Raw genomic sequence first — 26,853 nt, 5'->3', positions numbered from 1 at the left:
CTGAGGAGGCGTCCACGGCTGCCGGCGGCGGGTGCTCTCGCCGGGTCGCGGTCGACGATCCTTGCGGCATGAGCGCGCACGACAGAGCGTCCCTGGTCTACCGACCGCAGGCCTTCCCAACCGCAGAGCTGGTCGGGAGCGGTCTCACGAAAGCGCGAATCCGCCGTGCCGTCGCCACCGGGCGCCTCATCCGGTTGCGACGCGGCTGGTACGCGGGGCCGGCCATCGACCCCGCGGTCGCCGTGGCGGTGCGCGCGGGCGGCAAGCTCACGTGCACGTCGCTGCTGAGCCTGCTGGGGGTCTTCGTGATCGACCCGACCGCGGTGCACGTGCACATGCCGCGGAGCATGTCACGGTTCCGCGATCGGGCGAGTGATGGCCTCATCATGCACTGGGGTGACGAAAGCGACACGCACGGCCCCGCGCACGCGGTCTCCCTCGCAGACGCGGTGCGGCGGGCGGCCGCGTGCCAACCCCCGCGAGCCGCGATCGCGACCCTCGACAGTGTGCTGTTCCACCGGCTCATGACGGTGACCGAGCTGCACGCCGCCCTCCGTGCCACTCCGCGGCGATGCCGGGTGTTGATCCCCCTCGTCGACGGTTCGGCGGAGTCCGGCCCGGAGACCTTCGTCCGCCTTCTGCTGCGCTCGCTCGGGCTGCGCTACGAGACGCAGGTCGTCATTCCCGACGTCGGCCGGGTGGACTTCCTCGTGGAAGGGTGGCTGATCATCGAGTGCGACAGCCGCGAGTTCCACGAGGGGTGGCCCAAGCAGAAGACCGACAGGGCTCGTGACATCGCCGCCGCACGACGGGGGTATGTGACGATCCGGCCGATCGCCGAGGACATCTTCGCCCGCGGCGACGCCGTGCGCGCCGATATCGCCGCCGTCGTCGCCGCGCTGGGCGACCGGATCGGCGGACAGCCGTCCCCAACTCAGGCAGCAGGGCGCCGGAAGCCGGCCTTCCGGCGTCCGGTGCCGGCTGCGCGGCGTATTGCCTGAGCCCGGGTCGACGGTCAGCCGGTCAGCCGGTCAGCCAGTCAGAGCGTCTGGGCGAAGGCGCGGATCCGCTCGGCGGCCGGAGCAGCGTCACCGATGAGCGTGCCGTGCCCGTGGCCGGGGATCTCCGTGAGCACGCCCTGATCCGCTCCGCGCGGGAGCCGCGCGATCGCCTCGTCGCACCACGTCACGGGGGAGACCGGGTCGTGTTCCCCGCGCAGCACGAGAACCGGGCACTGCACCCGGGCGAGCGCCTCCTCGGGGCGGTGCACGATCGTCGCGCGGATCTTCCGGATCAGGTGCGGTCCGCTGCGCAGGTACTCCCGTCCGCCGCGGATCATCACGCGCGGGCTCTCGCCGATGAGGTCGAGGGCGAGCCGGGCGAGCTGGCTCAGCGGCTTACGCGCGTGGTCGTCGACGGTCGGCGCTGCGAGCACCAGACCGGCCACCAGATCGGGGTGCCGTGCCGCGATCTCGACCGCGACCTGACTCCCCATCGAATGCCCGATCACGACGGCGTCAGACACTCCGTCGGTGCGCAGCGCCGCGGCGACCAGATCCGCGTGCCGCTCCATCGTGAGCGTGCGCTCCGGCTCCGGGGCCTCACCGAAGCCCGGCAGGTCGACGGCGATCACGCGCCCCGGCAGGTGCGCGACGAGATCGATGAAGACGCTCCGGCCCATCCCGATCCCGTGGATCAGCACGTAGGCCCGCGGCCCCGTGCCGAACTGCTCGCGGATGAGCGTCGCCCCACGGTACTCGAACGCGTCCACCCGCGCCTCTGGGTGCCCGAGCACGGTTGCCATCGTCTTCCCTCCGTCGAACGGTCACGTATGACTCAATTCTCCCGGACATTCTCGCCGCCGCGGACGAGGGGCGCGCCCCGGTCGTCGGCGACCGACGCCGGAGGGGGTCGATCAGACCCGTTCGAGGGCCTGGGCAAGGTCGGCGAGCAGGTCGTCCACGTCTTCCAGGCCGACGGACAGTCGTACCACCTCGACAGGGACGGCCGCGTCCGTTCCCCGCACGGAGGCGTGCGTCATCGCGTCGGGGTAGTTCACCAGCGACTCCACGCCGCCCAGCGATTCGGCGAGCTGGAAGACCCGCGTCGACTCCGCGAATCGTCGTGCGGCCTCGCCGCTCTCGAGCGCGACGGAGACGATGCCGCCGAAGCCGGACATCTGCGACGCCGCGAGCTCGTGACCCGGGTGCGTGGGGAGCCCAGGGTAGTAGACCTGCGCGACCCCCGGCTGTGCCGCCAGGAACTCCGCGACAGCCTGCGCGTTCTCACCGTGGCGCTGCATCCGCACCGGGAGCGTCTTGATGCCGCGGCTGGTGAGCCACGCGTCGAAGGGGGAGGACACCGCGCCGACGGCATACTGCAGAAAGCCGATCTCCTCGGCCAGCGCGTCGTCGTCGAGCACGACCGCGCCGCCCACGACATCAGAGTGACCCCCGAGGTACTTCGTGGTCGAGTGCACCACGACATCGGCGCCGAGGGAGAGCGGGCGTTGCAGGGCCGGGGTGGCGAAGGTGTTGTCCACCACCACCAGCGCACCGGCGGCGTGACCGATGGCGGCGAGCTCGCGGATATCGCTCACCCGAAGCAGCGGGTTCGACGGGGTCTCGACCCACAGGATGCGCGGCGCTGCGGCGTCGACCTCCGCGCGCACGGCGGCCAGATCGCTCATGTCGACGAGGCGCACACGCACTCCCCACGCGCCGAGCACACGGGAGATGAGGCGGAAGGTGCCGCCGTACACGTCGTTGCCGAGCAGGACGTCGTCGCCGGGGCGGAGCACCGCGCGCAGCAGCGCGTCTTCGGCGGCCAGGCCGGAGGAGAAGGAGAACGCGTGGGCGCCGCCCTCGAGCGCGGCCAGCTGATCCTGCAGGGCGGTGCGGGTCGGGTTTCCGCTGCGGCCGTACTCGTAGCCGGCGCGGAGATTGCCGATGCCGTCCTGCGCGAACGTCGTCGACAGGTGGATGGGCGGGATGACGGCGCCGGTCTCGGCATCCGCCGCCTGGCCCGCGTGGATCGCGAGGCTGGAGATGCCGGAGAGAGAGGGAAGAGTGCTCATGCGGGTGCGTCCTTTCGGCCCGAGGGGGTGCTGTCTGCGGTCGGTGTCTGGATGTCGAAGCCGTGCTCAGACATCCAGGTGTCGTCGTGGATCTTGTCGAGGTATCCGCGCCCGTGGTCTGGCAGGAGGACGACGAACACGTCGTCCTCCGTCGCGTGCGCGGCGCGGCGCAGCGCGGCGGCGACGGCCATGCCGCTCGATCCGCCAACGAGCAGACCCTCCTCCCGCGCGAGGCGGCGCGTGATCGCGAAAGCCTCTGCGTCGTCGATGCGCTCATACGCATCGACGATCGTCTGGTCGAACGTCTCGGGGAGGAAGTCCTCCCCGACACCCTCCACGAGGTAGGGATGGATCGGACCGCCGGAATAGATCGACCCCGCAGGGTCCGCCCCGATCACCTGCACGCGTCCGCCGCTGCGCTCCTTGAGGAATCGTCCGGTTCCGCTGATCGTGCCGCCGGTGCCGATGCCGGCGACGAAGTGGGTCACGCGTCCGTCGGTATCCGCCCAGATCTCTGGTCCGGTGGTGGCGTGGTGCGCGCGGGGACCGTTCTGGTTCGCGAACTGGTTCGGGTTGAACGCACCGGGGATCTCCCGGGTGAGGCGCGCGGCGACCTCATAATACGAGCGCGGATCGTCCGGTTCCACGGCGGTCGGCGTGATGACGACCTCTGCGCCGAGGGCGCGCAGGGTGGCGACCTTGGGGCCGTCGAACTTGTCCGGCACGACGAAGACCATCCGGTAGCCGCGCTGGATGGCGACCAGGGCGAGACCCACGCCGGTGTTTCCGCTGGTGGCCTCCACGATCGTGCCGCCGGGGCGGAGGCGACCCTCGCGCTCCGCGGCGTCGACGATGGACGCCGCGATGCGGTCCTTCGCCGATCCGCCGGGATTGAAGTACTCCAGCTTGACGAGCACCGTGGCGGGGACGTCGCGGGCGACCGGACCGAGCCGGACCAGCGGGGTCTTGCCGACGAGGTCGGCGACGTGCAGCGCATAGCGCATGGTGAGAGTGTCCTGACGGGAGAGACGCCGCGGAGGGGCGCCAGCGGGTTGGGTCGACGGAAGAAGCGCTCAGACGCTCAGCGACAACAACACGTCAGGATCATGTCAGCAGGTTACGACGGATCGTCGCAACACCCGCATCGTGTTACGTCATGTTCCGGGCCGCGCCGCGCGGGCCGGAGACGCGACATCGCCGGGGTTCTGGGCCCCTGGAGCCTCAGAACCCCGGCGACGTGGTGCGGGGGTGCTTCCGGTCAGTCGGCGCCGAAGTCGAACGACGCGGACTCTCCCGCAGCGTCGACGGCCTCAGCGAGCTCTTCGCGCGCCCGATCGTAGGGCTCGACGTGCTCGGTGATCTCGGTCGCATCGCCCTGTTCGAGGGAGCCGACGAGGTCTGCCGTCGCGCCGCCGATGAGGCCGAGGCCGGCGTACTGCTCGAGACGTGCACGGGAGTCGGCGATGTCGAGGTTGCGCATGGTGAGCTGCCCGATCCGGTCGGTGGGGCCGAAAGCGGCGTCCCCCACGCGCTCCATCGACAGCTTCTCCGCCGCATACGACAGGTTGGGGCTCGTGGTGTCGAGGATCGTGTAATCCTCGCCGCGACGCAGGCGCAGGGTCACCGAGCCGGAGATCGCGGACCCGACCCAGCGCTGGATCGACTCGCGCAGCATGAACGACTGCGGCTCGAGCCAGCGGCCCTCGTACATGAGGCGTCCGAGGCGACGGCCCTGCTCGTGGTAGGTGGCCAGGGTGTCCTCGTTGAGGATGCCGTTGACCAGGCGCTCGTAGGCGATGAACAGCAGCGCCATGCCGGGGGCCTCATAGATGCCGCGGGACTTGGCCTCGATGATCCGGTTCTCGATCTGGTCGCTCATGCCGAGGCCGTGGCGGCCGCCGATGGCGTTGGCCTCCTGCACGAGGGCGACCGGGTCGGAGAACTCGACGCCGTTGATGGCGACCGGCCGTCCGGCCTCGAACGTGACGGTGACGTCCTCGGTGGCGATCTCGACCGAGGGGTCCCAGAACCGCACGCCCATGATCGGCTCGACGACCTCGAGCGAGACGTCGAGGTGCTCGAGAGTCTTGGCCTCGTGCGTCGCGCCCCAGATGTTCGCATCGGTCGAGTAGGCCTTCTCGGCGCTGTCGCGGTAGGGGAAGCCGTGCGCGATGAGCCACTCGCTCATCTCCTGGCGCCCGCCGAGCTCGGTGACGAAGTCGGCGTCGAGCCACGGCTTGTAGATGCGCAGGGCCGGGTTGGCGAGCAGCCCGTAGCGGTAGAAGCGCTCGATGTCGTTGCCCTTGTAGGTGGAGCCGTCGCCCCAGATGTCGACGCCGTCCTCCTTCATCGCGCGCACGAGCAGCGTGCCGGTGACCGCCCGGCCGATCGGGGTGGTGTTGAAGTAGGTGCGTCCGCCGCTGCGGATGTGGAACGCGCCGCACGCCAGGGCGACCAGTCCCTCCTCGACCATGAGCGGCTTGCAGTCGATGAGGCGCGACTTCTCGGCGCCGTACTGCAGGGCTCGGCCCGGGATCGACGCGATGTCGTCCTCGTCGTACTGGCCGAGGTCGCCGGTGTAGGTGAAGGGGATCGCCCCCTTGTCGCGCATCCACGCGACGGCGACGGAGGTGTCCAGACCCCCGGAGAAGGCGATGCCGACGCGCTCGCCGACGGGCAGTGACTGAAGGACCTTCGACATGATTTCCAGTCTAGTGAGAACGGATGCCGGCCCCCGCCGCCCGGCGCTTTCCCTACTCAGGCAGAAGCCGCCGGTGCAGCCCGAAACGGGCGGTTCTGCGGCATCTGCGCGGATTGTGCCTGAGTAGGGAAGGAGGGCGGGCGGAGCCGATGCCCGCCCGCCCTCTTTCCGAGCGGTGGGTCAGCGCGTGGCCGGCACGACCAGGCCGCCCCAGGTGTCGTTCATGAACCCGGCGGCCGCGTCGTCGGTCAGCAGCTCGAACAGCGCCACGATGCGGGGGTCGTTCTCGAGGTCGGGGCGCGTGGCGAGGATGTTGTAGTACTCGCTGTCCTCCCCCTCGATGAGGATGGCCTGCTCGGAGGTGAGTCCCGCAGGCAGGGCGAAAGCGATCGTCACGAAGGCGGTGTCCACGTCGGGAAGCGCCTGCGGCAGGGTCGCGTTCTCGATCTCCTTGAACTGCAGGTTCTTGGGGTTCTTGGTGATGCCGCTGAGGTCGGCGACGTCGTCGGCGACCTCGATGATGCCGGCTGCGGCGAGCATCTTCAGCGCACGTCCCTCGTTGGTCGGGTCGTTCGGGACGGCGACGCTCGCGCCGTCGGCGAGGTCGTCGAGGCTCGTGATCTTGTTCGAGTAGAACGCCGCGCTCGGCAGGTACACCTCGCCGATGCTGATGAGGTCGCTGCCGGTATTGGCGTTGAAGTTCTCCAGGAACGTGGTGTTCTGGAACAGGTTCGCGTCGATAGACCCGTCGGCGAGCGCTGTGTTCGGGGTGTTGTAGTCGGTGAACGGCACGAACTCGACCGTCAGCCCCTCTTCGGCAGCGGCGATGGCGATGTGGTTCAGGATGTCGCCGGCCGGCGTCTGCAGGGCGCCCACCTTGATGGTGCCCAGGGTCTCTGCGCCCGCTTCGGTGCTGGCGGCGGGGGCGGGGGCGTCGCTGCTTGTGCAGCCGGTCAGGGTGAGGGCTGCGATGGCCGCGGTGGCGGTGAGCAGGGCGGCGCGGGAGGCGCGGGTCATGGGGTGTTCCTCTCGGTGGTGCTGTGCTGTGTCTGGGTGGTGCGGGTCCGGCGTCAGGCGGTGCTGCGCGCGGGCGTACGTCGGGACGACCCGCGGCGGGCGAGGCGTCGTGCGCCCCACGAGGCCAGTCCCTGGAGGGCCATCACGATCGCGAAGATGATGATGACGACGGTCACGATATGGATCGTGGAGTACTGGTGGTAGCCGTAACGGATGGCCACGTCGCCGAGCCCGCCGCCGCCGACGGTGCCGACCATCGCCGAGAAGTTGATGATCGAGGTGACCGTCGTGGACAGGCCGAGCAGCATGGGCGCCGCCGCCTCGGGCAGCAGCACCTTGGTCACCAGCTGCCAGCGGCTGGCGCCGAGCGACGAAGCGACCTCGAGCAGGCCCGGATCGACCTCCTTGATCGCGATCTCGACCATGCGGGCGAAGAAGGGGATGGCCACCACGGTGAGCGGAACGATCGATGCGGTCGGGCCGATGAACGTCCCCACCACCCAGCGGGTGAACGGGATGATCGCCACCATCAGGATGATGAAGGGCACGCTGCGGCCGAAGTTGACGATGATGTCGAGCACCCGGTTGATCACGATGCCTGCGGTGCGGGAGCCGAACGGGCGGTCGAGGAAGCGGCCGGGCTCGGTGCCGACGAGCACGACGCCCAGCGGCAGGCCGATCAGCACGGTGAAGATCAGGGCGACGCCGACCATGTAGAGGGTCTGGCCGGTGGCGACCAGCAGCGTCTGGAAGAGTGCTTCGTTCATGCTCCGACCCCCTTGCGGACCTCGACGAGCAGGCCCTTGCTGCGCAGGTCTGCTGTCACGGCGGCCGCCGCCGCTGCCGGGACCTCGAGCCGGGTGCGTCCGGCCTGTGTCCCGCCGATCCGTTCCACCAGCGCGCCGAGGATCGACACATCGACGCCGTGGTCGCGCGCGAGCTGGGCGATCACGGGCCGGTCGGCCGCGCCGCCGGCGAAGGTGATGTCGATCACGGTCGCGTCGGCGGGCACGGTGTCGGGGATCGGCCCGATCGGGAAGAGCTGTGCGGTGAGCCGCGAGCCGGGCGTCTGAATGATGTCGACCAGGCGGCCGCTCTCCACCACGCGCCCGTTCTCGAGGAGCGCGGCGGAGTCGCAGATCGACTTGACGACGTCCATCTCGTGCGTGATCAGGAGAACCGTCAGTCCCAGCTCGGTGTTGATGCGGCGGTAGAGGTCGAGGATGGCGGCGGTGGTCTCGGGGTCGAGGGCGCTGGTCGCCTCGTCGGAGAGCAGCACGGTGGGGCGCGCGGCGAGGGCGCGGGCAATGCCCACGCGCTGCTGCTGGCCGCCGGAGAGCTCGTGCACGCCCGCGTCGCCGCGGTCGCCCAGACCCACCAGATCGAGCATCTCCTGGGCGCGCGCGCGGCGCTCGCCGCGGTCGGTGCCGTCGAGTTCGAGGGCGAGCTCGACGTTGCCGCGGACAGTGCGGCTGCCGAGCAGGTTGAAGCGCTGGAACACCATGCCGATGCGGCGGCGCGCGGTGCGCAGCTCGGTGTCGGCGAGGGCGGTCAGCTCGGTGCCGTCGACCGTGACGGTGCCGGCGTCCGGGCGTTCCAGGAGGTTGACGATGCGGGCGAGCGTGCTCTTGCCGGCGCCGCTCTGACCCACGATGCCGTAGACCTCGCCGGTGGGGATCTCCAGGGAGACGTCGTCGACGGCGGCGAAGTCGCCGTAGCGCTTGGTGACATGGTCGAGGGAGATCACTCGTCTGATCCAACCGATCGCGGACGCGCAGAGGAAATCTGGTTACGAATCGTTTCGGCCGGACTTGCCCCGTCCGCCGTCTTGGCTGAATCCGACCTCCGGGTGCCGAGCCCATGCCGTACCGGCGCGCCAACGGGGTGGATTCGGCGCGAACGGGATGGATCCGGTGACGACGATGGGGGGAGAGAACGGGGGAGGGGGGAGAACTAGAATCCGGGCATGAGCAGCGCTGCCCCCTTTCTCGACCTCGCCGACCCCGCGTTCGATGTGACATCGGATGCCGTGCATGAGGCTCGGGAGCGCAGCTGGTATGCCGAGACGCCCTACGGCTGGGCGATCCTGCGCTACGAGGAGGGGACGGCGATCCTCAAGGATCGCCGCTTCCAGCAGGGCAATGCGAAATGGCCGGATCAGAACGGTATCCATGACGGGCCCTGGCGGGAGTGGTGGCAGGAGACCCTGCTGAGCATCGAGGGCGACGACCATCTGCGTCTGCGGCGCCTGCTGGGTCCGGCGTTCCGCAACAAGACCATCGAGGCCATGCGCCCGCGCTTTCAGGCGCTCGCGAACGAGCTGATCGACGGATTCGCCGCACGCGGCAGGGTCGAGTTCGTCTCGGAGTTCGCCGAGCCCTACGCCTCCCGCATCCTGTGCCTGCTGCTCGGGCTCCCCGACGAGGAATGGCCGCAGGTCGCGCACTGGGCCGACGACCTGGGAAAGCCCTTCGGCATCAATGTGCGCCAGGACCTGCCGCGCATCGAAGCCGCCCTCACGGGGCTGACCGGATACATCGAGGAGGTCATCGCCGCCCGTCAGGCGCACCCGCAGGACGACCTCGTCACCACGCTCGTGCAGGCGCACGCCGACGGCGATGCGCTCAGCAGGAGAGAGCTGAGCGTCGCGCTGGTGTTCCTCGCTTTCGCCGGGATGGAGACGACCCGCAACCAGCTGGGGCTGGCGCTGCAGACCTTCCTCGCACACCCCGACCAGTGGCGTCTGCTCGGCGAGCGCCCTGAGCTCGGCGCCCGTGCGGTGGAGGAGGTCATGCGCGTGAACCCGACGGTCACCTGGGTCACCCGCGAGGCGATCACCGACGTCGATCTCAACGGCCTGCACGTGCCCCGCGGAGGCATCGTGCAGGTGCTCTCGCACGCGATCGGCACCGATTCCCGTGCGATGGGCGAGCGCGTGACGATCGACATCACCGACGACGATCGGCCGCTGCACTCCGGTTTCGGCGGCGGGGTGCATCACTGCCTCGGTCACTTCGTGGCGCGCACCGACATGTCTGTCGCGTTGCCGCTGCTGGCTCGCCGGATGCCGGATGCCACTGCAGACGGTCCGGGGGAATGGCTGCCGGTGTCCGGCAACACCGGTCCGATCCGCTACCCGATCCGGTTCACGCCGACCGTGTGAATCGGCCGTCGCGCGCGGACGCCGCGTGTGCGGCGACGCAGCGTCCGGGATGTCGATGCGCACGCACGCCGATGCGCGGGCGCACTCAGATGCGCAGGTAGGCCGCCCCGTCGAACTGTGCCTCGGCAATGGCCACGGCGGCCGACGGGACCACCTCGACGCCGGCGGGGAGATCGGCCTGGTCGATGCCGTGGCGCCGCATTCCGAGCGCGCACGCCTGCACCGCGACGCCTTCTGGGAGGGTGGACGCACGCAGCTCCGGCACCCCGGTGAGCGCCGCGCCGTTCACGATCACCCGCACCGTCGCGTCGGGCAGGCCATCGTGCAGCGTCGTCGCGGTCGAGAGCGCGCGGGCGAGGTCGGCGGGGGCATCCGATACGTGCACCACGACATCGCGCTGGGATCGGCTCGTCATCAGGCTCTCCTTCGCTGTGTCTCCCGGGCTGCGGCGGCGCGGACGCGGCACCGCGGCGGGCGCTCGCGCGCCACTCGCCCGGACGTGCCCACCCTAACTCAGGCGGTTCTGCGCCCAACCGGGCCGAAACGGCGCGGTTGCGGGGCGGGGCGGAAAGTCTGCCTGAGTTGGGGAAGGGCGGCGGCCGAGACCGGCGGCCGGGACCTGCGGCGGAACGTCAGAACGTCGGCGGATACTCGTCGATCCGGTCCTGGAACTCGGCGCGGTCGCCCTCACGGAGCAGCTCGTCGGAGATCACGATGAGCTCGACCCCCTCCAGCGGTGCGCCGGTGCGGGCGTTCGCGGCCTCGCGCGCACCGCGGAAGGTCCCGTCTGCGTCGTGGGTGAGGTCGTGCACGTCCACGTACAGACGAGACGTCCAGTCGTAGGTCGCGGTCGCCCACTCCCACACCGACTGCGTCGCGGGGTCTGCGCTGCCGTAGAGCGACGCGAGCACCTGCGGGTCGAATCCCGTGCCGGGGTCGTTGAGCGACTGCATCCGCAGGTAGTCGTAGCCCGCGATGACGTCGTTGATGGTCTCCATCACGCGATAGCGCTGCTCGATGTCGGGGATCGGCTCTGTCGTCATCCAGCTTCCGGAGCGGAACGCCACCGCCATCGACTCCCCGCCGTAGCCGTTGCGGAGCGGGCGCACGTTCTCCGGCTCGGCCTGCACCCACGCGTAGCCGTACTCGGCGGTCAGCCGCTCGCGGATCGCGGCGAGCACCGCATCGGCGTCGGCACGCACCTGCTCGAGCGACGGGTTGTGCAGGATGGTGCTCGGCGAGACGCCCCGGATACCCGGATAGGCCTCGCGGAGCCGTTGCTCGTCCGACTTCACGCCGTCGTAGTCGCCGGTCGCCGCCGTGCGCACGGCGCTCATCGCGCCCACGGTGCCGATGTTCAGCGTGAGCACCAGCAGGAGCGCGGTGACCGCCGGCCACGCGCGCCGGCGGCCGACCAGGGCGGCGGCGATGGTGGCGATCACGAGGAGCTGGATGACGAGCATCGTCACCCCGTAGATCGCATCTGTCGCCCCGACCGCCAACTGCACGAGCATGATGAGGGTGAGCAGGACAGCCGCGCTCAGCGCGACCCACGAGAGGGTCTGCGGCGGGCGCGCGTCATCGGCCGCGTTCCGGTCGCCGCGCAGCGGCGCGACCCAGTCGCGCAGTCGTCTGGCGCCACGGTAGCCACCGGGCGGCGGCAGCGGCGGGGCGCCGGTGGAGTCGGCCACGTAGCGGGCCGTGCCCCCCGGAGGAGCCGTGCCGTCCGCTTCGACCGGCAGGGACGGCACCGGCGGGGCGCCGGCGGGGAGCCCCGCCGGGCCGGCGGTCTCCTCAGGAGAGGCGTCGTCAGCGTTCACCATGGCTTGTCCGTTCCGCCTCCGGAGCCGTTCTCGTCGCTGCGCTGCTGCTGCTCGCGCTCCTCCGCGCCCTGCTGCATGCGTTGTTCGAGCTCGTCGAGCGCACCGGAGTCCGGCTGGGCAGGACCCTCCGTGTCGGAGGGCTGTTCCTTGTCGTCGCCGTCTCGCCCGTCGGAGGGCGGCGGCTGCATCTTCTCGCGCAGACGTTCGATGGTCCGGTCGATCTCGCCCCCCATGCTGCGCGCAGGGTCGCTCGAAGCATCGTCAGCCTCGGGCTGATGGCAACCGGGGGGATTGGCTGCGACGATCTCCATCGCCTCGGCGTAGTGCTGCTGTGCGGCCGCCTCATCTCCCGCGGTGCGCAGCTGATCGCCGGTCATCTCGATCACGATCGCGAGGTTCACCCGCACGCCGCACACCTCCAGGCCCGTCGCGAGCGGCAGCGCCTCCTCGAACTTCGACCGCGCCTGCTCCAGCTCTCCGCCGGCGGCGAGCCCGACGCCCACGTCGAACGGCGCCTTGTACGGCTCGAAGGCGTTCCCGGGCTCGAGCCCGCGCGCCCATGTCGATGATCCGGCGTGGTCCCCGGCAGCGTGCGCGCTGATCGTCTGGTGCGCGAAGAAGTACATGCTGAGCAGCTTCCCGGACAGCACCGCGCCGGCGAGGGCGATCGGGATCAGGGCGATCAGCAGCCAGAAGCGCACACGCTGCCGCACCGTGCGCTCGTCGACCGTGCGCTCTTCGCGGGCGGGCGCGCTCATCGTGCCGCCCCGGTCTCCGGTCGGCGCGGGCCGGCCATCAGGCGCGTGCGGACGATGAGCATGGTGGCACGGGCGAGCTCGAAGCCCAGCAGCCCGAGCACCACGACGGCCACGATCCCATAGAGCTCCGTGACGTTGCCCACCTCCCCCGAGGCCGAGTAGTCGCGGGTGCTCGACGGCGCAGCGGGCAGGACGAGCTCGGTCTCGGCGCCGCGTTGCCGGTACTCGACCCCGAGCTGTTCGGCGATCCGGCCCAGGTTCGCCTCATCGATCGTGGAGAGCGCGGGCTGACCCTGATACTCGATGTATTCGGGGGGTGCGCCGGCATACAGCGTGGTGAGGCGCATCGGGCCGCCCGCCGCGGTGCCGTAGCCGAGCACCAGGCCGGCGTCGACGAGCTCCGCGCTGCGGGCGAAGGTCTCGGGCTGCGAGGACGCGGTCTGTTCGCCGTCTCCGAAGTAGAACACCATGCGTGACCGGCTCTCGCCGTTCTCCGCGGCGGCGCGGAGGGTCTGCTCCAGCAGCCGGCTGGCGATGCCGATCGATGTGCCGCGCGAGTAGGCCGTGATCTCGGGGGTGGTGACCGCGAGAGCGGAGGCCAGCGCGGTGGTGTCCGTCGTCAACGGCAGCCGCAGCTGCGCGGCGGCGTCGAAGGTGATGAGGGCGAAGCGTGCGCCGGGATACGCGGCCACGATCTGCGCGATGTCCTCCCGCACCCCGTCGAGGCGGGGGCGATCGCCGTCCCAGTCCTCGGCGACGATGCTCGCGGTCGTGTCGACCACGAGCACGATGTCCGTGTCGGTGGCGAGGGTCTGCGAAGAACCACCGGGGATGCCGGGACGCAGCAGCAGGAGCAGGCAGGCGAGGGCCAGCACGAGGCGGGTGGCCCAGAGGGCCCGTGCGGGGCCCCGCACGATCGACAGGACGACGATCACCACCACCGGCACGAACAGCACGAGCAGCAGGACCGGGTGGAGAACAGGCTGGAAGATCATAGGCGCACCCTCCACAACAGCACGAGGAAGCCGAGGATCGCGACGAGCAGCATCGCGATCAGCGCGTTCGGGGTGTCGACGAGCACGACCTGCGCCATGCCCTGCAGGGCCGTGGCGTCCTGCTTCTGCACCTCGTCGATGATGTCTGCCACGGTCGTCTCGCCGCGGAGGCCGTATGCCTGTCCGCCGGTGCGCGTCACGGCGTGGTCGAGCTCGGCGCTCAGCGTGGTGTCGATGCGGTCGGCCGGGTTCAGGGAGAACACCCGCACGCCGCCGCTCCTGGCCAGCTCGGCCGCCTCGTCGAGTGTGAGCAGCTGCTGACCGTTGACCTCGTTGTCGGTGGCGAGGATGATCGAGCGGGAGCGCTCCTCGTCGAGGTGGTCGAAGCGCATCGCGCACGCCGCCAGCCCGTCGCCGATCAGGGACGCCCCGGGCCCGTTCATGGTGCCGATCCAGTGCTCCGGGATCTCGGTCGCGCTGAAGTCGAAGCTGTCGCGCACGCTCCGCAGGTTCTCGCGGACGAAGACGTAGTCGTCGGTGAGGGGGAACACCTGCACCGGGGAGCTGTTGAAGATCGTGAGCCCGATGCGCTCCCCTTCGAAGCCGTCGAGCAGGTCGAGGAACACGTCGATCACCTCACCGTCGACCTCCGTCATCGAGCCGGAGACATCGAGGCACAGCATGATGTCGCGGTTGGTGTTGATCGGCTGGATGGTCTGCGGCGACTGCGGCCGGGCAGCGACACCGCCGGCGAGCACCGCGGCGAGGGCGCCGACCGCCAGCACCCCGGCCAGGGCGACGGTGCGGCGGCGCACCGCACGCGCGAACGCGGGCAGCTCGCGCACGCGCTCGGCCCGCGCGACCGGCGCAGCGTCGCGTTCGTCGCCACGCCGGCCCCGTCTCCCGAGCACCAGGCCGACGGCCACCGCCGCCACCACGACCACCGCGGCGATCAGCAGCATCCACGGCATCTGCGCGGTCACGCCATCACCTCCTGCCACGTGCGCACGACAGCCCGGGCCGCCTCCGCGCCGGCGATCGGGTCCGCTGCGGTCTGGCCGCGGAAGCTCCCCGGATAGAAGTACCGTTGCATCGCGTCGATGAGCGCGGGCGGCGCTCCGCTCGCTCGCAGCTCGGCGAGGGACAGCACGGGAGCTTCGAGCCCGCTGTACTCGTTGACGAACGCGCGGACGCAGCGGCTCAGCTCGAGGTTCGCAGCGCGGGCATCGAGCGCGCCGCCGCGGTAGGCGCCCTCGATCGTCTGGATGTGCCCGAGGTACTCCGCGCGCAGATTCTCGAGCACCGCCGCCGGGTGCGTCGGCGCAGCGGTCGCGCGGGCATCCGGCGCCGGCGCCCGGGGAACGCGGCGCGGGCGGGTGAGCAGCACGATCAGCCCGGCGGCCAGAGCCAGCCCGACGATGATCGCGAGCACCAGGAGGATCCAGCCGCCGCCGTACTGTACGGGCGGGTAGAGGTCGTCAGGTCCGGGCATGCGACCTCCGGTGCAGCATCCGCAGCAGTTGCGCAACGGTGTCGTCCTGGGTGTCGAGCGTGGTGTGCTCGACCTCCCGGTGGTCGAGCAGGGCAGCGACGCGCGCTGCCTCCGCGGCGTCCCGCTCGTGCTCCTGACGGAGGATCTCGGCATCCCCGTGCACGAAGTCCGGCACCCGCCACCCGGTTCCCACGTCGGCCCGGCCGCGTCGATCCGGCCGGTCGAGCACCGGCTCCGCCTCGCGCAACGTGAGCCACAGCACGTCGTGCTGGGTGCCCAGCCGCCGCAGCAGGCGGTCGGTCTCATCGGTCACCGGGGCCTCGTCGGTGACCACCACCACGATCATTCGTCGCGTGATCGTGCGGGCCACCGATGCCAGCAGCTCCTCTCGGGCGCTGGGCGCCTCTGCCTCGTCGATCGCCGTGTCGATCGTGCGCAGCATGTGCTCCAGCGCGCTCTCTGATCGGCCGGGCGGCACGCGTCGCGAGCCCGCCGCATCGCCGAACACCATCGTCACGTCGTCGCCGTGCCGCAGCGTCAGGATGCCCAGGGCGCCGACGGCGAGGATCGCCAACTCCTTCTTGGGTCGCTCATCATGAGCGAGGGCCCGCATCGATCGTCCGGTGTCCACCACGAAGAGCACCGTGTGCCGACGCAACGCCCGCGTGCGCTTGACCAGCAGCGTGGTGTGCCGTGCCGTCGCCTTCCAGTCGATGTCGCGCATCTCGTCGCCGTACTCGTACTCGCGCAGGTCTTCGAAGTCATCGCTGCGGCCGCGCAGGAGCGACGCGAACGCACCATCGAGGGCGTGCGACGTGCGGTGGCGCGAGGGGATGAAGAGCTTGCTCTTCACGCGGGCGATGAGGCTCGGCATCCGTTCTCTCTCCTGGGGCGGGCGTCGGGGCGAGCGGATCAGGGGGTGGGAACGGCGGCGAAGATGGCGTCGATGATGTCCTCGCTGCGCACGTCCTCCGCCTCTGCCTCGAAGGTCAGCAGCACGCGGTGACGCAGCACGAGATGGCGCAGCGCGCGGATGTCCTCCGGGATGACGTGGGAGCGCCCGCTGAGCAGAGCCAGCGCACGCGACGCCTGGAGGAAGGCGATGCTGGCACGGGGGCTCCCGCCGTACTTGATGTGTCGGGCGCGCTGCTCGCCGATATACGGCGCGGGATTGCGGGTGACGTAGACGAGCGACACGATGTAGTTGCGGATCGCCGGGTCGATGTAGACCCGGCTGGCGGCGTCCTGCAGGAAGCGGATGTCGTCGAGGCTGGCGCGACTGGCGATATGGCTGCCGGGCGCGAGTGCGCCAGAGTCGATGCGGTCGAGGATCTCGAGCTCCTCCGCCGGGCTCGGGTACGCCACGATCTCCTTGATCAGGAAGCGGTCCATCTGCGCCTCCGGCAGCTCGTAGGTGCCCTCCTGCTCGATCGGGTTCTGGGTCGCGATCACCAGGAAGGGCTCCGGGAGTCGGTGGATCTCGCCGCCGATCGTGGTCTGGCGCTCCTGCATCGCCTCGAGCATCGCGCTCTGGGTCTTGGCGCTGGACCGGTTGATCTCGTCGAGCAGCACGAAGTTGGCGTGCACCGGCCCGAGCACCGTGCGGAACGAGCCGGTCGACGCGTCGTAGATCTGCGTGCCGGTGATGTCGCCCGGCAGCAGGTCGGGGGTGCACTGGATGCGCTTGAACGCGGCGGCCACCGTGTCGGCGAGCGTGCTGGCCGCGGTGGTCTTGGCAAGGCCGGGAACGCTCTCCAGCAGGACGTGGCCGCCGGAGATGAGCGCGACGAGCAGGCTGGTGCGCAGCTGCTGCTGGCCGACGACCTTCGCCGAGTAGGCATCGGAGATGCTGCGGATGATCTCGCCGGCCCTGCTCATGTCATCGGGGCTCAGGGCGGACGCGCCGCTAGCCGGTGCCGTGGGCGCGGTGCCGCCGCTCCGCGCGTGGGCGGAGGCGGCGCGTGTCGCCGGCGGGGCCGCCGCGGAGCCCGCGCCGCCGGGCGGGGGCGGAGGAGCAGCGGGCTGGCCGAACGCGGGCGGCTGGGCGCCGGGAATGCCGGCGGTGGCGTCGTTCATCGGCGGGAGCCTCCTCACGGGGCAGCGCTGGATGCCCCCTGCGCCCAGCGTAATCGCACCATCCGGCACGCTTTCTGGGAGCGCCGGCCCCGGGGCGCGGCGCGCCGCCATCGTCTCCGTCCGCGGCTTTCCCCAACTCAGGCAGATTCTGGGTTGCTGGCGCCGGATGCCGCGGAATCGGGGGTCTCGCGGGTTCTTGCCTGAGTTCGGTTCGGCCGGTCGGGCGCCCCGGCCGGGGCGGCCGCCGGGACGGCTCCGATAGGATGGCAGAGCCCGTTCGGGCCAGCTCATCTGCCGGTGCAAACCCGGCGAACTGCGCAATCCAGGGGGTCTTCCCATGCCAGGAATCGTGATCGTCGGCGTCCAGTGGGGCGATGAGGGCAAGGGGAAGGCCACCGACCTCCTCGGTGAGCGCACCGACTGGGTGGTCAAGTTCAACGGCGGCAACAACGCCGGCCACACGGTCGTGGTCGGCGACGAGAAGTACGCCCTCCACCTGCTGCCCTCCGGCATCCTCACCCCCGGCGTCACCCCGGTCATCGGCAACGGCGTCGTGGTCGACCTCGAGGTGCTCTTCAGCGAGCTCGAGGCGCTCTCGGCGCGCGGCGTCGACGTCTCGCGCCTGAAGGTGAGCGCCAACGCGCACATCATCACCCAGTACCACCGCACGCTCGACAAGGTCACAGAGCGCTTCCTCGGCAAGCGTCAGATCGGCACGACCGGTCGCGGTATCGGACCGGCCTACGCCGACAAGATCAATCGTGTCGGCATCCGCGTGCAGGACCTCTTCGACGAGAACATCCTGCGCCAGAAGGTCGAGGGCGCGCTGGACCAGAAGAACCACCTGCTGGTGAAGGTCTTCAACCGTCGCGCGATCGGCGTGGACGAGATCGTCGAGGACCTGCTCTCCTATGCAGAGCGGCTGCGTCCGATGGTCGCCGACACCGGCCACCTGCTCGCCGGTGCGCTCGACCGCGGCGAGGTCGTGGTGTTCGAGGGCGGCCAAGCGACGATGCTCGACGTCGATCACGGCACCTATCCGTTCGTCACGTCGTCCTCGGCCACGGCGGGCGGTGCCGCGACCGGGTCGGGGGTGGGCCCCGGCTCGCTGGACCGCGTGGTCGGCATCGTCAAGGCGTACACGACGCGCGTGGGGTCGGGTCCGTTCCCCACCGAGCTGTTCGACGAGCAGGGCGACTGGCTGCGCTCGCGAGGCTTCGAGTTCGGCACCACCACCGGCCGGCCCCGCCGGGTGGGGTGGTACGACGCTCCGATCACCCGCTACGCGACGCGCATCAACGGCATCACCGACCTGGTGCTCACCAAGCTCGACATCCTCACGGGGCTCGAGCAGATCCCGGTGTGCGTGGCCTATGACGTCGATGGCCAGCGTTTCGACGAGGTGCCGGTCAACCAGACCGACTTCCACCACGCCAAGCCGATCCTGGAGTACTTCCCGGGGTGGAGCGAGGACATCTCGCAGGCGCGCTCCTTCGAGGATCTGCCGAAGAACGCGCAGGACTACGTGCTCGCGCTCGAGGGGATGAGCAACACCCGCATCTCGGTGATCGGCGTGGGCCCTGCCCGCGATGCGGCGATCGTGCGTCACGACCTGCTCGACTGACACCGGCGCTTCCTGCTCTCCCCGGACCCCGTCCCGCGGGGGAGCGGAAGCACCGTGACAGCGGGCATGCGAGGCTAGGCGCATGACGCGATTCTGGGTCGGCTCGTACACCGCAGACATGGAGGGCGAGGCCGACGGCATCGGCGTGCTCGCCGGTACGGCAGGGCGTGAGCCGACCACCCTGACCTACCGGGGCACGGCGGTCGAGGCCGCCTCTCCGTCTTGGATCGCGGCCCACCCGCGGCTCGACGTGGTCTATGCCGCGCTCGAGGGCCGCGGTGAGGTCGCCGCCTATCGACGCACGGGGGAGAGCGTGCTCACGCCGCTCGGCAGGCCGATCCGCGTGGGCGGGTGGCCATGTCACGTCGCGGTGGCACCGGACGGCTCCTCCCTCGTCGTGAGCTGCTACGCCGATGGACGAGTGGTGCGCATTCCCCTCGGGCCGTCCGGCGAGCTGCGGCCGGCCGCCGATGCCGCGGCCCACGCCGCCGCAGTGCTCGCCGCGATCCGCGGCGAGGCGCCGCCCGCTGATGACGATTTCGACGCGCCGGCGGCGGTCGCGGCGTCCGATCCTTATGCCGATCTCGGCATGGACGGACGGTCGTCCCACGCGCATGCCGCGGTGTTCTTGCCCGATGGCCGGGTGGCCACGACCGATCTGGGCTTCGACCTGGTGCGCGTCTGGCGCCCGGCGGGCGGCGGTCTCGTGCTCGACCACGAGGTGGTGCTGCCGCCCGGCGTCGGTCCGCGTCACATGGTCGCCCACCCCAGCGGTCACCTGCACGTGGTCACCGAGTTCTCGTGCGAGGTGTTCACGCTTGCCCCGGACGGTGCCGGGCGCTTCCGGATCGTCTCCGGTGTTCCGGCCTTCGACATGCGCCGGCCGGACGACGCCGCAGCGGAGCTCGCGGTCTCGCGCGACGGTGCGACGCTCTACACCGCGTTGCGCGGCAGCGATGTGATCGCGGCGCTACGCGTGCGCGGCTCCGGCGAGATCGTCGAGCCCCTGGCGGTGGCGGAGGCGGGTGTGCGGGGGCCGCGTCACCATCTCGTGCACGACGGCGCGCTGCTGGTGGCGGGTCAGCGGTCGAACCAGATCTCGCTGCTCGATCTCGATGAGCGCACCGGCGCGCCGCGCGAGGTCCGCCACGTGACGGCAGCGCCGAGCCCGTCCGCGATCCTGCCGATGCGCTGAGCCTCCCATCGCGCGCGCCCTGGCGCGATCGGCGGGAGCAGGACGCAGAGGGGGGCAGGACCGGGATCCCGATCCTGCCCCCCTCTGCGCGCCGGGGGCGCTTAGACGCGAGAGTCCTGCCGCGGGATCCACACCTGCTTGATGATGATGAGGATCGACGCGGTCACGGGCACCGCCACCAGCGCTCCGAGCAGGCCGAGGAGCGTGCCGCCCACGAGGGCGCCGATCACCACGAGCGACCCGGGAATGGAGATGGCCCGGTTCATCACGCGCGGCGTGACGACATATGCCTCGATCTGCATGTAGATCACGTAGATGATGCCGAAGATCAGCGCGGCCACCGGGCTGGTGAACAGCGCCATGCCGGTGCCGATCACCCAGAACAGCACGGAACCGACCAGCGGGATCAGCGTGATCAGGAAGGCCACCGTCGCCAGGAGCAGCGGGAACGGCAGGCCGAGTGCGAGGTAGGCGATGAACACCACGAGGGCGTTGAGGAACGCCAGCATGACCATGCCCATCACGTAGCCGCCCACCGAGTCGGTGATCTGCTCGGTGATGCCTCCCGCGCGGCGGCGGTCGCGGGCGGGGATGAGCTGGAGGAGCGCCTGCTTCATCGTCGGCAGGGTCGCCACGAAGTACAGCGTCAGGACGAGCACGATGACGATCCCCGAGATGCCGGTCGCGATCGACGCGCCCACCTGCAGCACGCCGCCGCCGATCGCGGCGATGTTGCCGGGGTTGGTGAGGAAGGACTGCATGTCGCCGAGGAGGGATTCGATGCTGTCGCCGAACTGACCCTCGAGTCGGGCGAACAGGTCGCTGGCGGTGAAGTCCCGGATCATGCCCGGCACGCTCTGCGCGAAGGCGGTGACCTGCTCGACGACGGTCGGGATGATCGTGGAGATCACCACGGCGACCACCAGGAGCAGGCCCAGGATCACGATCACCACCGCCCAGGCGCGCTTGATGCCCCATTTCTCGAGCTGCCGCACGGCAGGGTCGAGGCCGAGGGCGGCGAACAGCGCCAGGGCGACGTAGATCAGCACGGTCGAGATGTTCGACACGGCCATGCCCAGCACGATGGCGGCCAGGGCGCCCAGTGTCACCAGGAAGCCGAAGACGAACGGTCGGTCGATGCGGGTCCAGAAAGACCGCGTCGGCGCCATCGGCTCCGGCTCGATGCGGGCGGGCGGGATGGCGGGGGAGTCTGCGGACGCCTCGGGGGCGGGCGCGTCGGGGGAGGAGTCGGTCGGCGCGGCATCCGTCGTCGCGGGAGCGGCCGCGTCCGGGGCGGTGTCACCTGATGTATCCGTGCTCATGGAGATGAGCCTAGGCGGGTTGCGCGCGGATATCGTCATCTCGGCCGGCCCGCGTTGCGTGCATCGTTGCGCCGGCCGTCCCCGCCGATCCGGATGCACGGGGAGACGAGGTGGCCGGATCAGCCGCGCGCTCCCCGTGCCGGCCGTCGCGGCGCTATCGTCGGAAGGGTCGAGCCACCCCGAGGAGGACCCATGGCACACGAGCACGACCCCCAGGCCGAGCTGCTGCGCCTGCGCGCGAGCATCGACAACATCGATGCGGCGCTGGTCTTCATGCTCGCCGAGCGGTTCCGCTGCACTCAGCAGGTGGGGCTGCTCAAGGCCGACCACGAGATGCCGGCCTCCGATCCTGCGCGCGAGGAGCAGCAGGTCGCGCGTCTGCGCGCGCTGGCGGAGGAGGCGCACCTCGACCCGGAGTTCGCCGAGAAGTGGTTCAACTTCGTCGTCGCCGAGGTCATCCGTCACCACACCGAGGCGGCGGAGTCGCGCTGACCTCTCGTGCCGGGCGACGATCACCCCGGCGACGGGCCGCGCCCGATCCCACCGCGGCTAGGGTTGTGGCGTGACCTCGCTCGCGATCCTCCTGTTCCTCAATGCCGCCTTCAACGCCGTGGTCTGGCCGCAGTTCTTGCGCCGGGTGTCTGCTGACCCGCGCGCCCGCGACGCGAACGGCAAGGCCACGAAGTTCCTCATCGTGCACGTGGTGCTGATCACGATCGCCCTGGTGCTGGCCCTGGTTTCGGTGCTTGCCGGCATCGCCGCCCTGGTCGGCGCCCTCTAGAACAGGCCGCGCCAGAACAGGCAGACAGCACCAGAACAGGCGGCAACCTCAGCGAGCCGCCTGTTCTGGTGCTGTCTGCCTGTTCTGGCGCGCTGCGGGGCCTACGGCACCGCCCGGCGAAGGGTGACGTACGACGCGGCGCCGAGCACGATCGCCGCCAGCAGCACGCCCACCGCGGTCGACAGCGGCGTGAGCGTCGCGAACCACGCGCCGACGTGACCCCACCAGCGCTGCCAGGTGATGAGGGCGACGAGCCCGATCACCGCCAGGCCGAGGCCGACGAAGACCGTGGTGGTGACGACGGTGCCGAAGCGCTTGTAGATCGTCGCCGACCAGAAGCCGAGCACGAAGAACAACAGCGTCAGGCTGAAGAAGAACAGCCAGCCCGCATACCAGGGGCCGTCGGTGACCCAGGCCAGGTTGAACATGTACGAGCCGACGCCCCAGCCGTTCGTGGCGAGCTCCGGGATGCGCAGCAGCGTATAGACGGTGGCAAGCACGGCGCTCGCCCCGGCGGTGACCAGCGCGGTGCCGAGGAAGAAGGTGCGCCGCGAGATGCTCATCGCCTGCGAGAACGGGAAGGTGAGTGTGAGACTCTGCATCCCGATCACGAGGAAGTACCACAGCGGCGCCTGGGCTGCGCCGTTGAAACCCTCCCCGCGCGCGAGCGGTGAGCCCATCGCGTTGGAGATGATGGCGGCGATCAGCCAGCCGATCGCGAACGCGGCGCTGGTCACGATCAGCGGAACCCACACGTAGGTCTGCGTGTTGACCAGCTGCATACGGGCCGCGGCGATGACGCGGTTCGTCGGTGCGGTGTTCATCGGACGCTCTCCTTGTCGGACGGGTGCGCCTCGGTGCCTCGCAGGGTGAGACGCACGATGAGCTGCTGCAGTGACACCGGGGCGATGTCGAGCCCCGATGCCGTGAGCTCCGTCCGCTCGCTGTCGGGAAGCTCGCCGAAGACCGTCACAGAGGCGACGCGCCCGAGTGCTTCGCGGTGGAGGACTTCACGCCCCATCGCCCACGCGTCGACCTGATCGGCAGGGCCGACGACGGTCACGGCTCGCTGGCGTACGGCGTCGGTCTCGTCGTCGAGGATGATGCGGCCGTCATCGATCACGACGACGTGCTCGATGAGGTTGGCGACCTCGTCGATCAGGTGCGAGGAGAGGATGATCGTGCGCGGGTGCTCCGCATAGTCCTCGATCAGCCGGTCGTAGAAGATCTGCCTGGCCACGGCGTCCAGGCCCAGGTAGGGCTCGTCGAAGAAGGTCACCTCGGCGCGCGACGCGAGCCCGATGATGACGCCGACGGCGGAGAGCTGACCGCGGGAGAGCTTCTTGATCGTGCGGGTGAGCGGCAGGTCGAAGTCGGCGATGAGCTGCTGGGCGAACTCCTCGTCCCAGTGCGGGAAGAACAGTCGTGCGATGCGGAATGCGTGCTGTGCTGTGGCGTCGTCTGGGTATTTCTGCCCCTCGCGGACGAAGCACAGCCGTGACAGGACGCGTTCGTTCTCGTAGGGGTCCTCGCCGAAGACGCGCACCGTGCCGGATGTGGCGAAGTTCTGCGCCGTGAGGATCGACATCAGCGTGGTCTTGCCGGCGCCGTTGCGGCCGAGCAGGCCGTAGATGCGCCCGGGGGTGAGGGAGAGCGACACGGCGTCGAGCGCGCGCTTGTCCTTGTACTTCTTCGTGAGGTCGTGCACCTCGATGACGGCGGTCATGCGCGGCTCCCTTGGTCGGTTGCGGTGCGGGTCTGCGCTGCGGTCCCGGTCGCGGCGCGCTCCGTCAGGAGGGCGGCGAGATCGTCCGGGCCGAGGCCGAGGGTGCGGGCCTCGGCGAGCAGCGGGTCGATGTAGCGCTCGGCGAACGCGGCACGACGTTCGCCGAGGAGGAGGTCACGGGCACCGGGCGAGACGAACATCCCGATGCCGCGACGCTTGTTCAGCACGCCCTTGTCGACGAGCATGGCCACTCCCTTCGCGGCGGTTGCGGGGTTGATGCGGTAGAAAGCGGCGAGCTCGTTGGTGGAGGGCGCCTGGGTGTCCTCCGTGAGCGAGCCGTCGAGGATCGAGTCCTCGATCGCCTCGGCGATCTGCAGGAACAGTGCGCGTCCCTCTTCGATCACGTCCGCCTCCTTGCATGTTGGTTCATTACTTGAGTAGGTAACCACAGAGGCGCGGCGACGTCAAGACGCCGGCGCCGGGGTGACGGACGTCAGTGCGCTGACAGGAATGCCGCCTCGACGCGCAAACCGCCCTCCGACGGCGCGGTGAGACGGAGCGTGCCGTCGAGCGCCTCGGTGATCGAGGCGGCGATCGCGAGGCCAAGGCCCGAGCCGACGTGGGACGTGTCGCGCGTGCGTGCGTTTCCGCGTTGGAACGGTTCGGCGAGGGCACCCACGGTGCCCGGGTCGACGACGGGGCCGGTGTTCTCCACGATCAGAGCGCCGCGATCTGCGACAGAGACGGTGCGCACCCGGGCCGTGCCCCCGCCCGGGGTGTTGTGCACAACGGCGTTCTGCAGCAGGTTCAGCGCGAGCTGGCGCAGCAGCGCCGCGTCGCCAGAGACGATCACCGGCTCGGTCGCCACCGTGATCCGCACGCGGCGGGCCGCGGCGAGTGGATGCAGCAGCTCGACGGCCTCGTCCACGGCGAGCGACAGGTCGACCGGCGCGCGCTGGGGCGGGCGGGCCTCGATGCGGGCGAGGAGGAGAAGTGCCTCGGTGAGGTCGACCGCGCGGTCGTTGGCGGTGCGGAGCCGGGCGATGACCTCGTCGACGTCGCGATCGGGGTCGGCGGCGGCCACGTCGAGCACCGCGCGCGTGATGGACAGCGGGGTGCGCAGCTCGTGCGAGGCATTCGCCGCGAAGCGGCGCTGACGTTCGAGGTCGTCCTCGATGCGGGCAAGCATGGTGTCGAAGACGTCCGCCAGGTCGCGCAGCTCATCGCCGGGGCCGGTCATCGCGATTCGGTGGGACAGCGAGCCTGCGGCCGCACGCCGGGCCGCTTCGCCGATCTCGTCAAGGGGACGCAGCATCCGGCCAGCCAGCACCCATCCCCCGCCGACGCCGATCGCGAGGAGAGCGACGAGGGACCAGCTCGCCGCCGGCACGAAGGCGCGGATGAGGTCAGAGCGGTTGGGAGCGAAGTCGTCGCCGCCGTTCGCGAACAGTGCGCCCTCCGGCACGTACCGCAGGAGGAACAGCGCCACGGCGCCGAGCAGCACCGCGCCGGCGACCAGCACGAGCAGTGCGAAGGAGAGGGTGAGCCGCATCCGCAGCGACGTGCCGCGCGGCCGCCAGGATCCCGGGGCGAGCGAGCGGTGGGCCGACGCCGTCGGCTCGTCCGGCCCCCGGGATCCGGCGGCCCCCGGCATCCGGTTCCCCCGCTCAGGCATCCGAGACTCGGCCCGCGTGCTGTTCTGCGGCCGCATCGCCCGCATCGATGCGATAGCCGACGCCCGGCACGGTCGCGATCACCCACGGGTCCCCGAGTCTCTTCCGCAGCGCTGACACCGTGATGCGCACCGCGTTGGTGAACGGGTCGGCATTCTCGTCCCACGCGCGCTCGAGCAGGGCTTCGGCGCTGATGACACCGCCGTCGGCCTCGACGAGCACCTGCAGCACGGCGAACTGCTTGCGGGTGAGCGGCACGTAACGCCCGTCGCGGAAGACCTCACGACGGAAGGGGTCGAGGCGGATCCCGGCGACCTCGTGCACAGGGGGAGCGGCCCGCGTGCCACGACGAGCCAGGGCGCGGATGCGGAGCACGAGCTCGCGCATGTCGAACGGCTTGGTGAGGTAGTCGTCTGCTCCGAGTTCGAACCCGGTGGCCTTGTCGTCGATGCGGTCGGCCGCGGTGAGCATGAGGATCGGCAGGCCGGAGCCGGAGGCCACGATCGCCTGTGCGACCTCGTCGCCCGACGGGCCGGGAACGTCGCGGTCGAGCACGGCGACGTCGTAGGGATTGAGGTCGAGCAGTTCGAGTGCGGCATGTCCGTCTAAAGCCACATCGGCCGCGATGGCCGCAAGCCGGAGGCCGCGATGCACGGCGTCGGCCAGGGCCGGTTCGTCCTCCACGATCAGCACGCGCATGGCTATGAGCCTAGGCATCTGGATGTATCGCCGGTGTATCGGAAATCGCATACAGCCCGGCAACGGCCTGCCCGCTGGGCTGGTGACATGGCAACGCACATCCCCTCCCCTTTCTCCGCACGAATGCGACGCCGTCGCGCCGTCGCATCCCTCATCGCCGTCCTGCTCCTCTCGGGTGCGGTCGTCGCGACCGTCGGCATCATCAACGACCTCCGTCCGGCGGCTGCTCTCAGTGACGCCGAGCTGCCGCAACCGGCCGGCGGATACCTCCCGTCAGATGGTGACGGATTCATCGCCGACAGCGACACGGTGGGCCTTTTCGACGGCTCGTCTGCCGCGGTCACCGGTCTCGACCCTGACCTGCTCGACGCGCTGCGTGATGTGGCATCCGCCGCCCGCGACGACGACGTGACGTTACGGATCGCGGGCGGTTGGCGCTCGCGGGACTACCAGGAGTGGCTGCGCGCGGAGGCAGAGCGTACGCACGGGTCTGCCGAGGAGGCGGCGCGGTGGGCGCTGACCTCCGAGACCTCGAAACACGTGACCGGCGAGGCGGTCGATGTCGGTCCGCTCGGGGCCGCCGACTGGCTGTCGCAGCACGGCAGCGCCTTCGGCCTGTGCCAGATCTACGCCAATGAGATCTGGCACTTCGAGCTGCGTCCCGATGCAGCCGGCGCCGGCTGCCCTGAACTGCTGGCCGACGCGACCGAGGCCGACGGGGTGCAGTGATGA

Annotated in this window: 28 protein-coding genes; 7 read left to right on the top strand and 21 right to left on the bottom strand. The window is 70.4% G+C overall.

The annotated features are described in order from the left end of the window. The first annotated feature begins 68 nt into the window (after nt 1-68). Nucleotides 69-1,001, top strand: coding sequence for a type IV toxin-antitoxin system AbiEi family antitoxin domain-containing protein (locus AC3RXY_RS11265; protein WP_491511019.1), 933 nt, complete (start codon nt 69-71; stop codon nt 999-1,001). A 38-nt stretch (nt 1,002-1,039) separates the two neighbouring features. On the opposite strand, the gene AC3RXY_RS11260 is transcribed toward AC3RXY_RS11265, so the two are convergent. The 7 genes from AC3RXY_RS11260 to AC3RXY_RS11230 all read right to left on the bottom strand — a co-directional run bounded on the left by AC3RXY_RS11260 (nt 1,040) and on the right by AC3RXY_RS11230 (nt 8,541). Next, the gene (locus AC3RXY_RS11260) at nt 1,040-1,804 is read right to left on the bottom strand and encodes an alpha/beta fold hydrolase (protein WP_491511018.1); all 765 of its coding nucleotides are present in this window, start codon (nt 1,802-1,804) and stop codon (nt 1,040-1,042) included. Between the two features lie 111 nt (nt 1,805-1,915). Beyond that, entirely contained in the window at nt 1,916-3,076 is a 1,161-nt protein-coding gene (locus tag AC3RXY_RS11255; RefSeq protein WP_491511017.1) for a cystathionine gamma-synthase, read from the bottom strand. Next, nucleotides 3,073-4,080 (bottom strand): pyridoxal-phosphate dependent enzyme, encoded by a 1,008-nt coding sequence (locus AC3RXY_RS11250; RefSeq protein WP_491511016.1) that lies wholly within the window; start codon nt 4,078-4,080, stop codon nt 3,073-3,075. The genes AC3RXY_RS11255 and AC3RXY_RS11250 overlap by 4 nt, the downstream gene beginning before the upstream one ends. A 254-nt stretch (nt 4,081-4,334) precedes the next feature. After that, nucleotides 4,335-5,777: an argininosuccinate synthase gene (argG, locus tag AC3RXY_RS11245; protein ID WP_491511015.1), complete on the bottom strand. Its 1,443-nt coding sequence runs from the start codon at nt 5,775-5,777 to the stop codon at nt 4,335-4,337. A gap of 180 nt (nt 5,778-5,957) precedes the next feature. Beyond that, nucleotides 5,958-6,794, bottom strand: a complete 837-nt coding sequence (locus tag AC3RXY_RS11240; protein ID WP_491511014.1) for a MetQ/NlpA family ABC transporter substrate-binding protein — start codon at nt 6,792-6,794, stop codon at nt 5,958-5,960. A 53-nt stretch (nt 6,795-6,847) separates the two neighbouring features. Next, on the bottom strand, nt 6,848-7,561 hold the full coding sequence (locus tag AC3RXY_RS11235; RefSeq protein ID WP_491511013.1) for a methionine ABC transporter permease: 714 nt from the start codon (nt 7,559-7,561) through the stop codon (nt 6,848-6,850). Next, nucleotides 7,558-8,541, bottom strand: coding sequence for a methionine ABC transporter ATP-binding protein (locus AC3RXY_RS11230; protein ID WP_491511012.1), 984 nt, complete (start codon nt 8,539-8,541; stop codon nt 7,558-7,560). The genes AC3RXY_RS11235 and AC3RXY_RS11230 overlap by 4 nt, the downstream gene beginning before the upstream one ends. Before the next feature lie 219 nt (nt 8,542-8,760). On the opposite strand from AC3RXY_RS11230, the gene AC3RXY_RS11225 reads away from it, so the two are divergent. Then, a complete protein-coding gene (locus tag AC3RXY_RS11225) occupies nt 8,761-9,957 on the top strand; it encodes a cytochrome P450 (protein WP_491511011.1) in 1,197 nt (398 codons plus the stop codon). A gap of 85 nt (nt 9,958-10,042) precedes the next feature. On the opposite strand, the gene AC3RXY_RS11220 is transcribed toward AC3RXY_RS11225, so the two are convergent. The 8 genes from AC3RXY_RS11220 to AC3RXY_RS11185 all read right to left on the bottom strand — a co-directional run bounded on the left by AC3RXY_RS11220 (nt 10,043) and on the right by AC3RXY_RS11185 (nt 17,101). After that, a complete protein-coding gene (locus AC3RXY_RS11220) occupies nt 10,043-10,372 on the bottom strand; it encodes a DsrE family protein (RefSeq protein ID WP_491511010.1) in 330 nt (109 codons plus the stop codon). 217 nt (nt 10,373-10,589) lie between these two features. Continuing rightward, the gene (locus tag AC3RXY_RS11215; RefSeq protein WP_491511009.1) at nt 10,590-11,780 is read right to left on the bottom strand and encodes a hypothetical protein; all 1,191 of its coding nucleotides are present in this window, start codon (nt 11,778-11,780) and stop codon (nt 10,590-10,592) included. After that, on the bottom strand, nt 11,774-12,538 hold the full coding sequence (locus AC3RXY_RS11210) for a hypothetical protein (RefSeq protein ID WP_491511008.1): 765 nt from the start codon (nt 12,536-12,538) through the stop codon (nt 11,774-11,776). Before AC3RXY_RS11210 ends, AC3RXY_RS11215 begins: the two co-directional genes overlap by 7 nt. Then, nucleotides 12,535-13,533, bottom strand: coding sequence for a VWA domain-containing protein (locus tag AC3RXY_RS11205; protein ID WP_491511007.1), 999 nt, complete (start codon nt 13,531-13,533; stop codon nt 12,535-12,537). The genes AC3RXY_RS11210 and AC3RXY_RS11205 overlap by 4 nt, the downstream gene beginning before the upstream one ends. Continuing rightward, the gene (locus AC3RXY_RS11200; RefSeq protein ID WP_491511006.1) at nt 13,530-14,516 is read right to left on the bottom strand and encodes a VWA domain-containing protein; all 987 of its coding nucleotides are present in this window, start codon (nt 14,514-14,516) and stop codon (nt 13,530-13,532) included. The genes AC3RXY_RS11205 and AC3RXY_RS11200 overlap by 4 nt, the downstream gene beginning before the upstream one ends. After that, complete coding sequence (locus AC3RXY_RS11195; RefSeq protein ID WP_491511005.1) at nt 14,513-15,025, bottom strand: hypothetical protein; 513 nt, start codon at nt 15,023-15,025, stop codon at nt 14,513-14,515. The genes AC3RXY_RS11200 and AC3RXY_RS11195 overlap by 4 nt, the downstream gene beginning before the upstream one ends. After that, on the bottom strand, nt 15,012-15,899 hold the full coding sequence (locus tag AC3RXY_RS11190) for a DUF58 domain-containing protein (RefSeq protein WP_491511004.1): 888 nt from the start codon (nt 15,897-15,899) through the stop codon (nt 15,012-15,014). The genes AC3RXY_RS11195 and AC3RXY_RS11190 overlap by 14 nt, the downstream gene beginning before the upstream one ends. 38 nt (nt 15,900-15,937) lie before the next feature. Next, nucleotides 15,938-17,101, bottom strand: coding sequence for an AAA family ATPase (locus AC3RXY_RS11185; protein ID WP_491511003.1), 1,164 nt, complete (start codon nt 17,099-17,101; stop codon nt 15,938-15,940). A gap of 337 nt (nt 17,102-17,438) precedes the next feature. Between AC3RXY_RS11185 and AC3RXY_RS11180 the strand changes: the two genes are divergently transcribed. Then, nucleotides 17,439-18,725 (top strand): adenylosuccinate synthase, encoded by a 1,287-nt coding sequence (locus tag AC3RXY_RS11180; RefSeq protein ID WP_491511002.1) that lies wholly within the window; start codon nt 17,439-17,441, stop codon nt 18,723-18,725. Nucleotides 18,726-18,807: 82 nt separating this feature from the next. After that, nucleotides 18,808-19,920: a lactonase family protein gene (locus tag AC3RXY_RS11175; RefSeq protein WP_491511001.1), complete on the top strand. Its 1,113-nt coding sequence runs from the start codon at nt 18,808-18,810 to the stop codon at nt 19,918-19,920. Nucleotides 19,921-20,021: 101 nt separating this feature from the next. On the opposite strand, the gene AC3RXY_RS11170 is transcribed toward AC3RXY_RS11175, so the two are convergent. Continuing rightward, a complete protein-coding gene (locus AC3RXY_RS11170) occupies nt 20,022-21,242 on the bottom strand; it encodes an AI-2E family transporter (RefSeq protein ID WP_491511000.1) in 1,221 nt (406 codons plus the stop codon). Nucleotides 21,243-21,434: 192 nt separating this feature from the next. Between AC3RXY_RS11170 and AC3RXY_RS11165 the strand changes: the two genes are divergently transcribed. Both AC3RXY_RS11165 and AC3RXY_RS11160 read left to right on the top strand, forming a co-directional pair. After that, a complete protein-coding gene (locus AC3RXY_RS11165; protein WP_491510999.1) occupies nt 21,435-21,734 on the top strand; it encodes a chorismate mutase in 300 nt (99 codons plus the stop codon). A 70-nt stretch (nt 21,735-21,804) separates the two neighbouring features. Then, complete coding sequence (locus AC3RXY_RS11160) at nt 21,805-22,023, top strand: SCO4848 family membrane protein (protein ID WP_491510998.1); 219 nt, start codon at nt 21,805-21,807, stop codon at nt 22,021-22,023. A gap of 101 nt (nt 22,024-22,124) precedes the next feature. Here the strand turns inward: AC3RXY_RS11160 and AC3RXY_RS11155 are convergent, their stop codons facing one another. From AC3RXY_RS11155 to AC3RXY_RS11135, 5 genes are all read right to left on the bottom strand, one after another. Further along, entirely contained in the window at nt 22,125-22,847 is a 723-nt protein-coding gene (locus AC3RXY_RS11155; protein WP_491510997.1) for a hypothetical protein, read from the bottom strand. Further along, nucleotides 22,844-23,749, bottom strand: a complete 906-nt coding sequence (locus AC3RXY_RS11150) for an ABC transporter ATP-binding protein (protein ID WP_491510996.1) — start codon at nt 23,747-23,749, stop codon at nt 22,844-22,846. The genes AC3RXY_RS11155 and AC3RXY_RS11150 overlap by 4 nt, the downstream gene beginning before the upstream one ends. Then, nucleotides 23,746-24,153 carry a GntR family transcriptional regulator gene (locus tag AC3RXY_RS11145; protein ID WP_491510995.1) on the bottom strand — a complete coding sequence of 136 codons (408 nt, stop codon included), beginning with the start codon at nt 24,151-24,153 and terminating at the stop codon, nt 23,746-23,748. Before AC3RXY_RS11145 ends, AC3RXY_RS11150 begins: the two co-directional genes overlap by 4 nt. 89 nt (nt 24,154-24,242) lie before the next feature. Further along, entirely contained in the window at nt 24,243-25,424 is a 1,182-nt protein-coding gene (locus tag AC3RXY_RS11140; RefSeq protein ID WP_491510994.1) for a sensor histidine kinase, read from the bottom strand. Then, complete coding sequence (locus AC3RXY_RS11135) at nt 25,417-26,121, bottom strand: response regulator transcription factor (protein ID WP_491510993.1); 705 nt, start codon at nt 26,119-26,121, stop codon at nt 25,417-25,419. The genes AC3RXY_RS11140 and AC3RXY_RS11135 overlap by 8 nt, the downstream gene beginning before the upstream one ends. Before the next feature lie 87 nt (nt 26,122-26,208). Here AC3RXY_RS11135 and AC3RXY_RS11130 point away from each other — a divergent pair, with 87 nt between their 5' ends. After that, nucleotides 26,209-26,850, top strand: coding sequence for a M15 family metallopeptidase (locus AC3RXY_RS11130; protein WP_491510992.1), 642 nt, complete (start codon nt 26,209-26,211; stop codon nt 26,848-26,850). The last annotated feature ends 3 nt before the right edge of the window (nt 26,851-26,853 follow it).

This window comes from Microbacterium longlingense (assembly GCF_058349825.2).
Note: the sequence above shows the minus strand (reverse complement) of the source record. Positions and strands in the feature narration are given on the sequence as shown.

Excerpts from the sequence above, each read along its gene's own strand:
- AC3RXY_RS11250 (WP_491511016.1), bottom strand. The coding sequence starts at position 4,080 with ATGCGCTATGCGCTGCACGTCGCCGACCTCGTCGGCAAGACCCCGCTG.
- AC3RXY_RS11220 (WP_491511010.1), bottom strand. The coding sequence starts at position 10,372 with ATGACGAGCCGATCCCAGCGCGATGTCGTGGTGCACGTATCGGATGCC.
- AC3RXY_RS11225 (WP_491511011.1), top strand. The coding sequence starts at position 8,761 with ATGAGCAGCGCTGCCCCCTTTCTCGACCTCGCCGACCCCGCGTTCGAT.
- AC3RXY_RS11210 (WP_491511008.1), bottom strand. The coding sequence starts at position 12,538 with ATGAGCGCGCCCGCCCGCGAAGAGCGCACGGTCGACGAGCGCACGGTG.
- AC3RXY_RS11235 (WP_491511013.1), bottom strand. The coding sequence starts at position 7,561 with ATGAACGAAGCACTCTTCCAGACGCTGCTGGTCGCCACCGGCCAGACC.
- AC3RXY_RS11195 (WP_491511005.1), bottom strand. The coding sequence starts at position 15,025 with ATGCCCGGACCTGACGACCTCTACCCGCCCGTACAGTACGGCGGCGGC.
- AC3RXY_RS11240 (WP_491511014.1), bottom strand. The coding sequence starts at position 6,794 with ATGACCCGCGCCTCCCGCGCCGCCCTGCTCACCGCCACCGCGGCCATC.
- AC3RXY_RS11175 (WP_491511001.1), top strand. The coding sequence starts at position 18,808 with ATGACGCGATTCTGGGTCGGCTCGTACACCGCAGACATGGAGGGCGAG.
- AC3RXY_RS11255 (WP_491511017.1), bottom strand. The coding sequence starts at position 3,076 with ATGAGCACTCTTCCCTCTCTCTCCGGCATCTCCAGCCTCGCGATCCAC.
- argG (WP_491511015.1), bottom strand. The coding sequence starts at position 5,777 with ATGTCGAAGGTCCTTCAGTCACTGCCCGTCGGCGAGCGCGTCGGCATC.
- AC3RXY_RS11190 (WP_491511004.1), bottom strand. The coding sequence starts at position 15,899 with ATGCCGAGCCTCATCGCCCGCGTGAAGAGCAAGCTCTTCATCCCCTCG.
- AC3RXY_RS11165 (WP_491510999.1), top strand. The coding sequence starts at position 21,435 with ATGGCACACGAGCACGACCCCCAGGCCGAGCTGCTGCGCCTGCGCGCG.
- AC3RXY_RS11185 (WP_491511003.1), bottom strand. The coding sequence starts at position 17,101 with ATGAACGACGCCACCGCCGGCATTCCCGGCGCCCAGCCGCCCGCGTTC.
- AC3RXY_RS11265 (WP_491511019.1), top strand. The coding sequence starts at position 69 with ATGAGCGCGCACGACAGAGCGTCCCTGGTCTACCGACCGCAGGCCTTC.
- AC3RXY_RS11140 (WP_491510994.1), bottom strand. The coding sequence starts at position 25,424 with ATGCCTGAGCGGGGGAACCGGATGCCGGGGGCCGCCGGATCCCGGGGG.
- AC3RXY_RS11215 (WP_491511009.1), bottom strand. The coding sequence starts at position 11,780 with ATGGTGAACGCTGACGACGCCTCTCCTGAGGAGACCGCCGGCCCGGCG.
- AC3RXY_RS11260 (WP_491511018.1), bottom strand. The coding sequence starts at position 1,804 with ATGGCAACCGTGCTCGGGCACCCAGAGGCGCGGGTGGACGCGTTCGAG.
- AC3RXY_RS11205 (WP_491511007.1), bottom strand. The coding sequence starts at position 13,533 with ATGATCTTCCAGCCTGTTCTCCACCCGGTCCTGCTGCTCGTGCTGTTC.
- AC3RXY_RS11150 (WP_491510996.1), bottom strand. The coding sequence starts at position 23,749 with ATGACCGCCGTCATCGAGGTGCACGACCTCACGAAGAAGTACAAGGAC.
- AC3RXY_RS11130 (WP_491510992.1), top strand. The coding sequence starts at position 26,209 with ATGGCAACGCACATCCCCTCCCCTTTCTCCGCACGAATGCGACGCCGT.
- AC3RXY_RS11170 (WP_491511000.1), bottom strand. The coding sequence starts at position 21,242 with ATGAGCACGGATACATCAGGTGACACCGCCCCGGACGCGGCCGCTCCC.
- AC3RXY_RS11155 (WP_491510997.1), bottom strand. The coding sequence starts at position 22,847 with ATGAACACCGCACCGACGAACCGCGTCATCGCCGCGGCCCGTATGCAG.
- AC3RXY_RS11135 (WP_491510993.1), bottom strand. The coding sequence starts at position 26,121 with ATGCGCGTGCTGATCGTGGAGGACGAACCGGCCCTGGCCGACGCCGTG.
- AC3RXY_RS11180 (WP_491511002.1), top strand. The coding sequence starts at position 17,439 with ATGCCAGGAATCGTGATCGTCGGCGTCCAGTGGGGCGATGAGGGCAAG.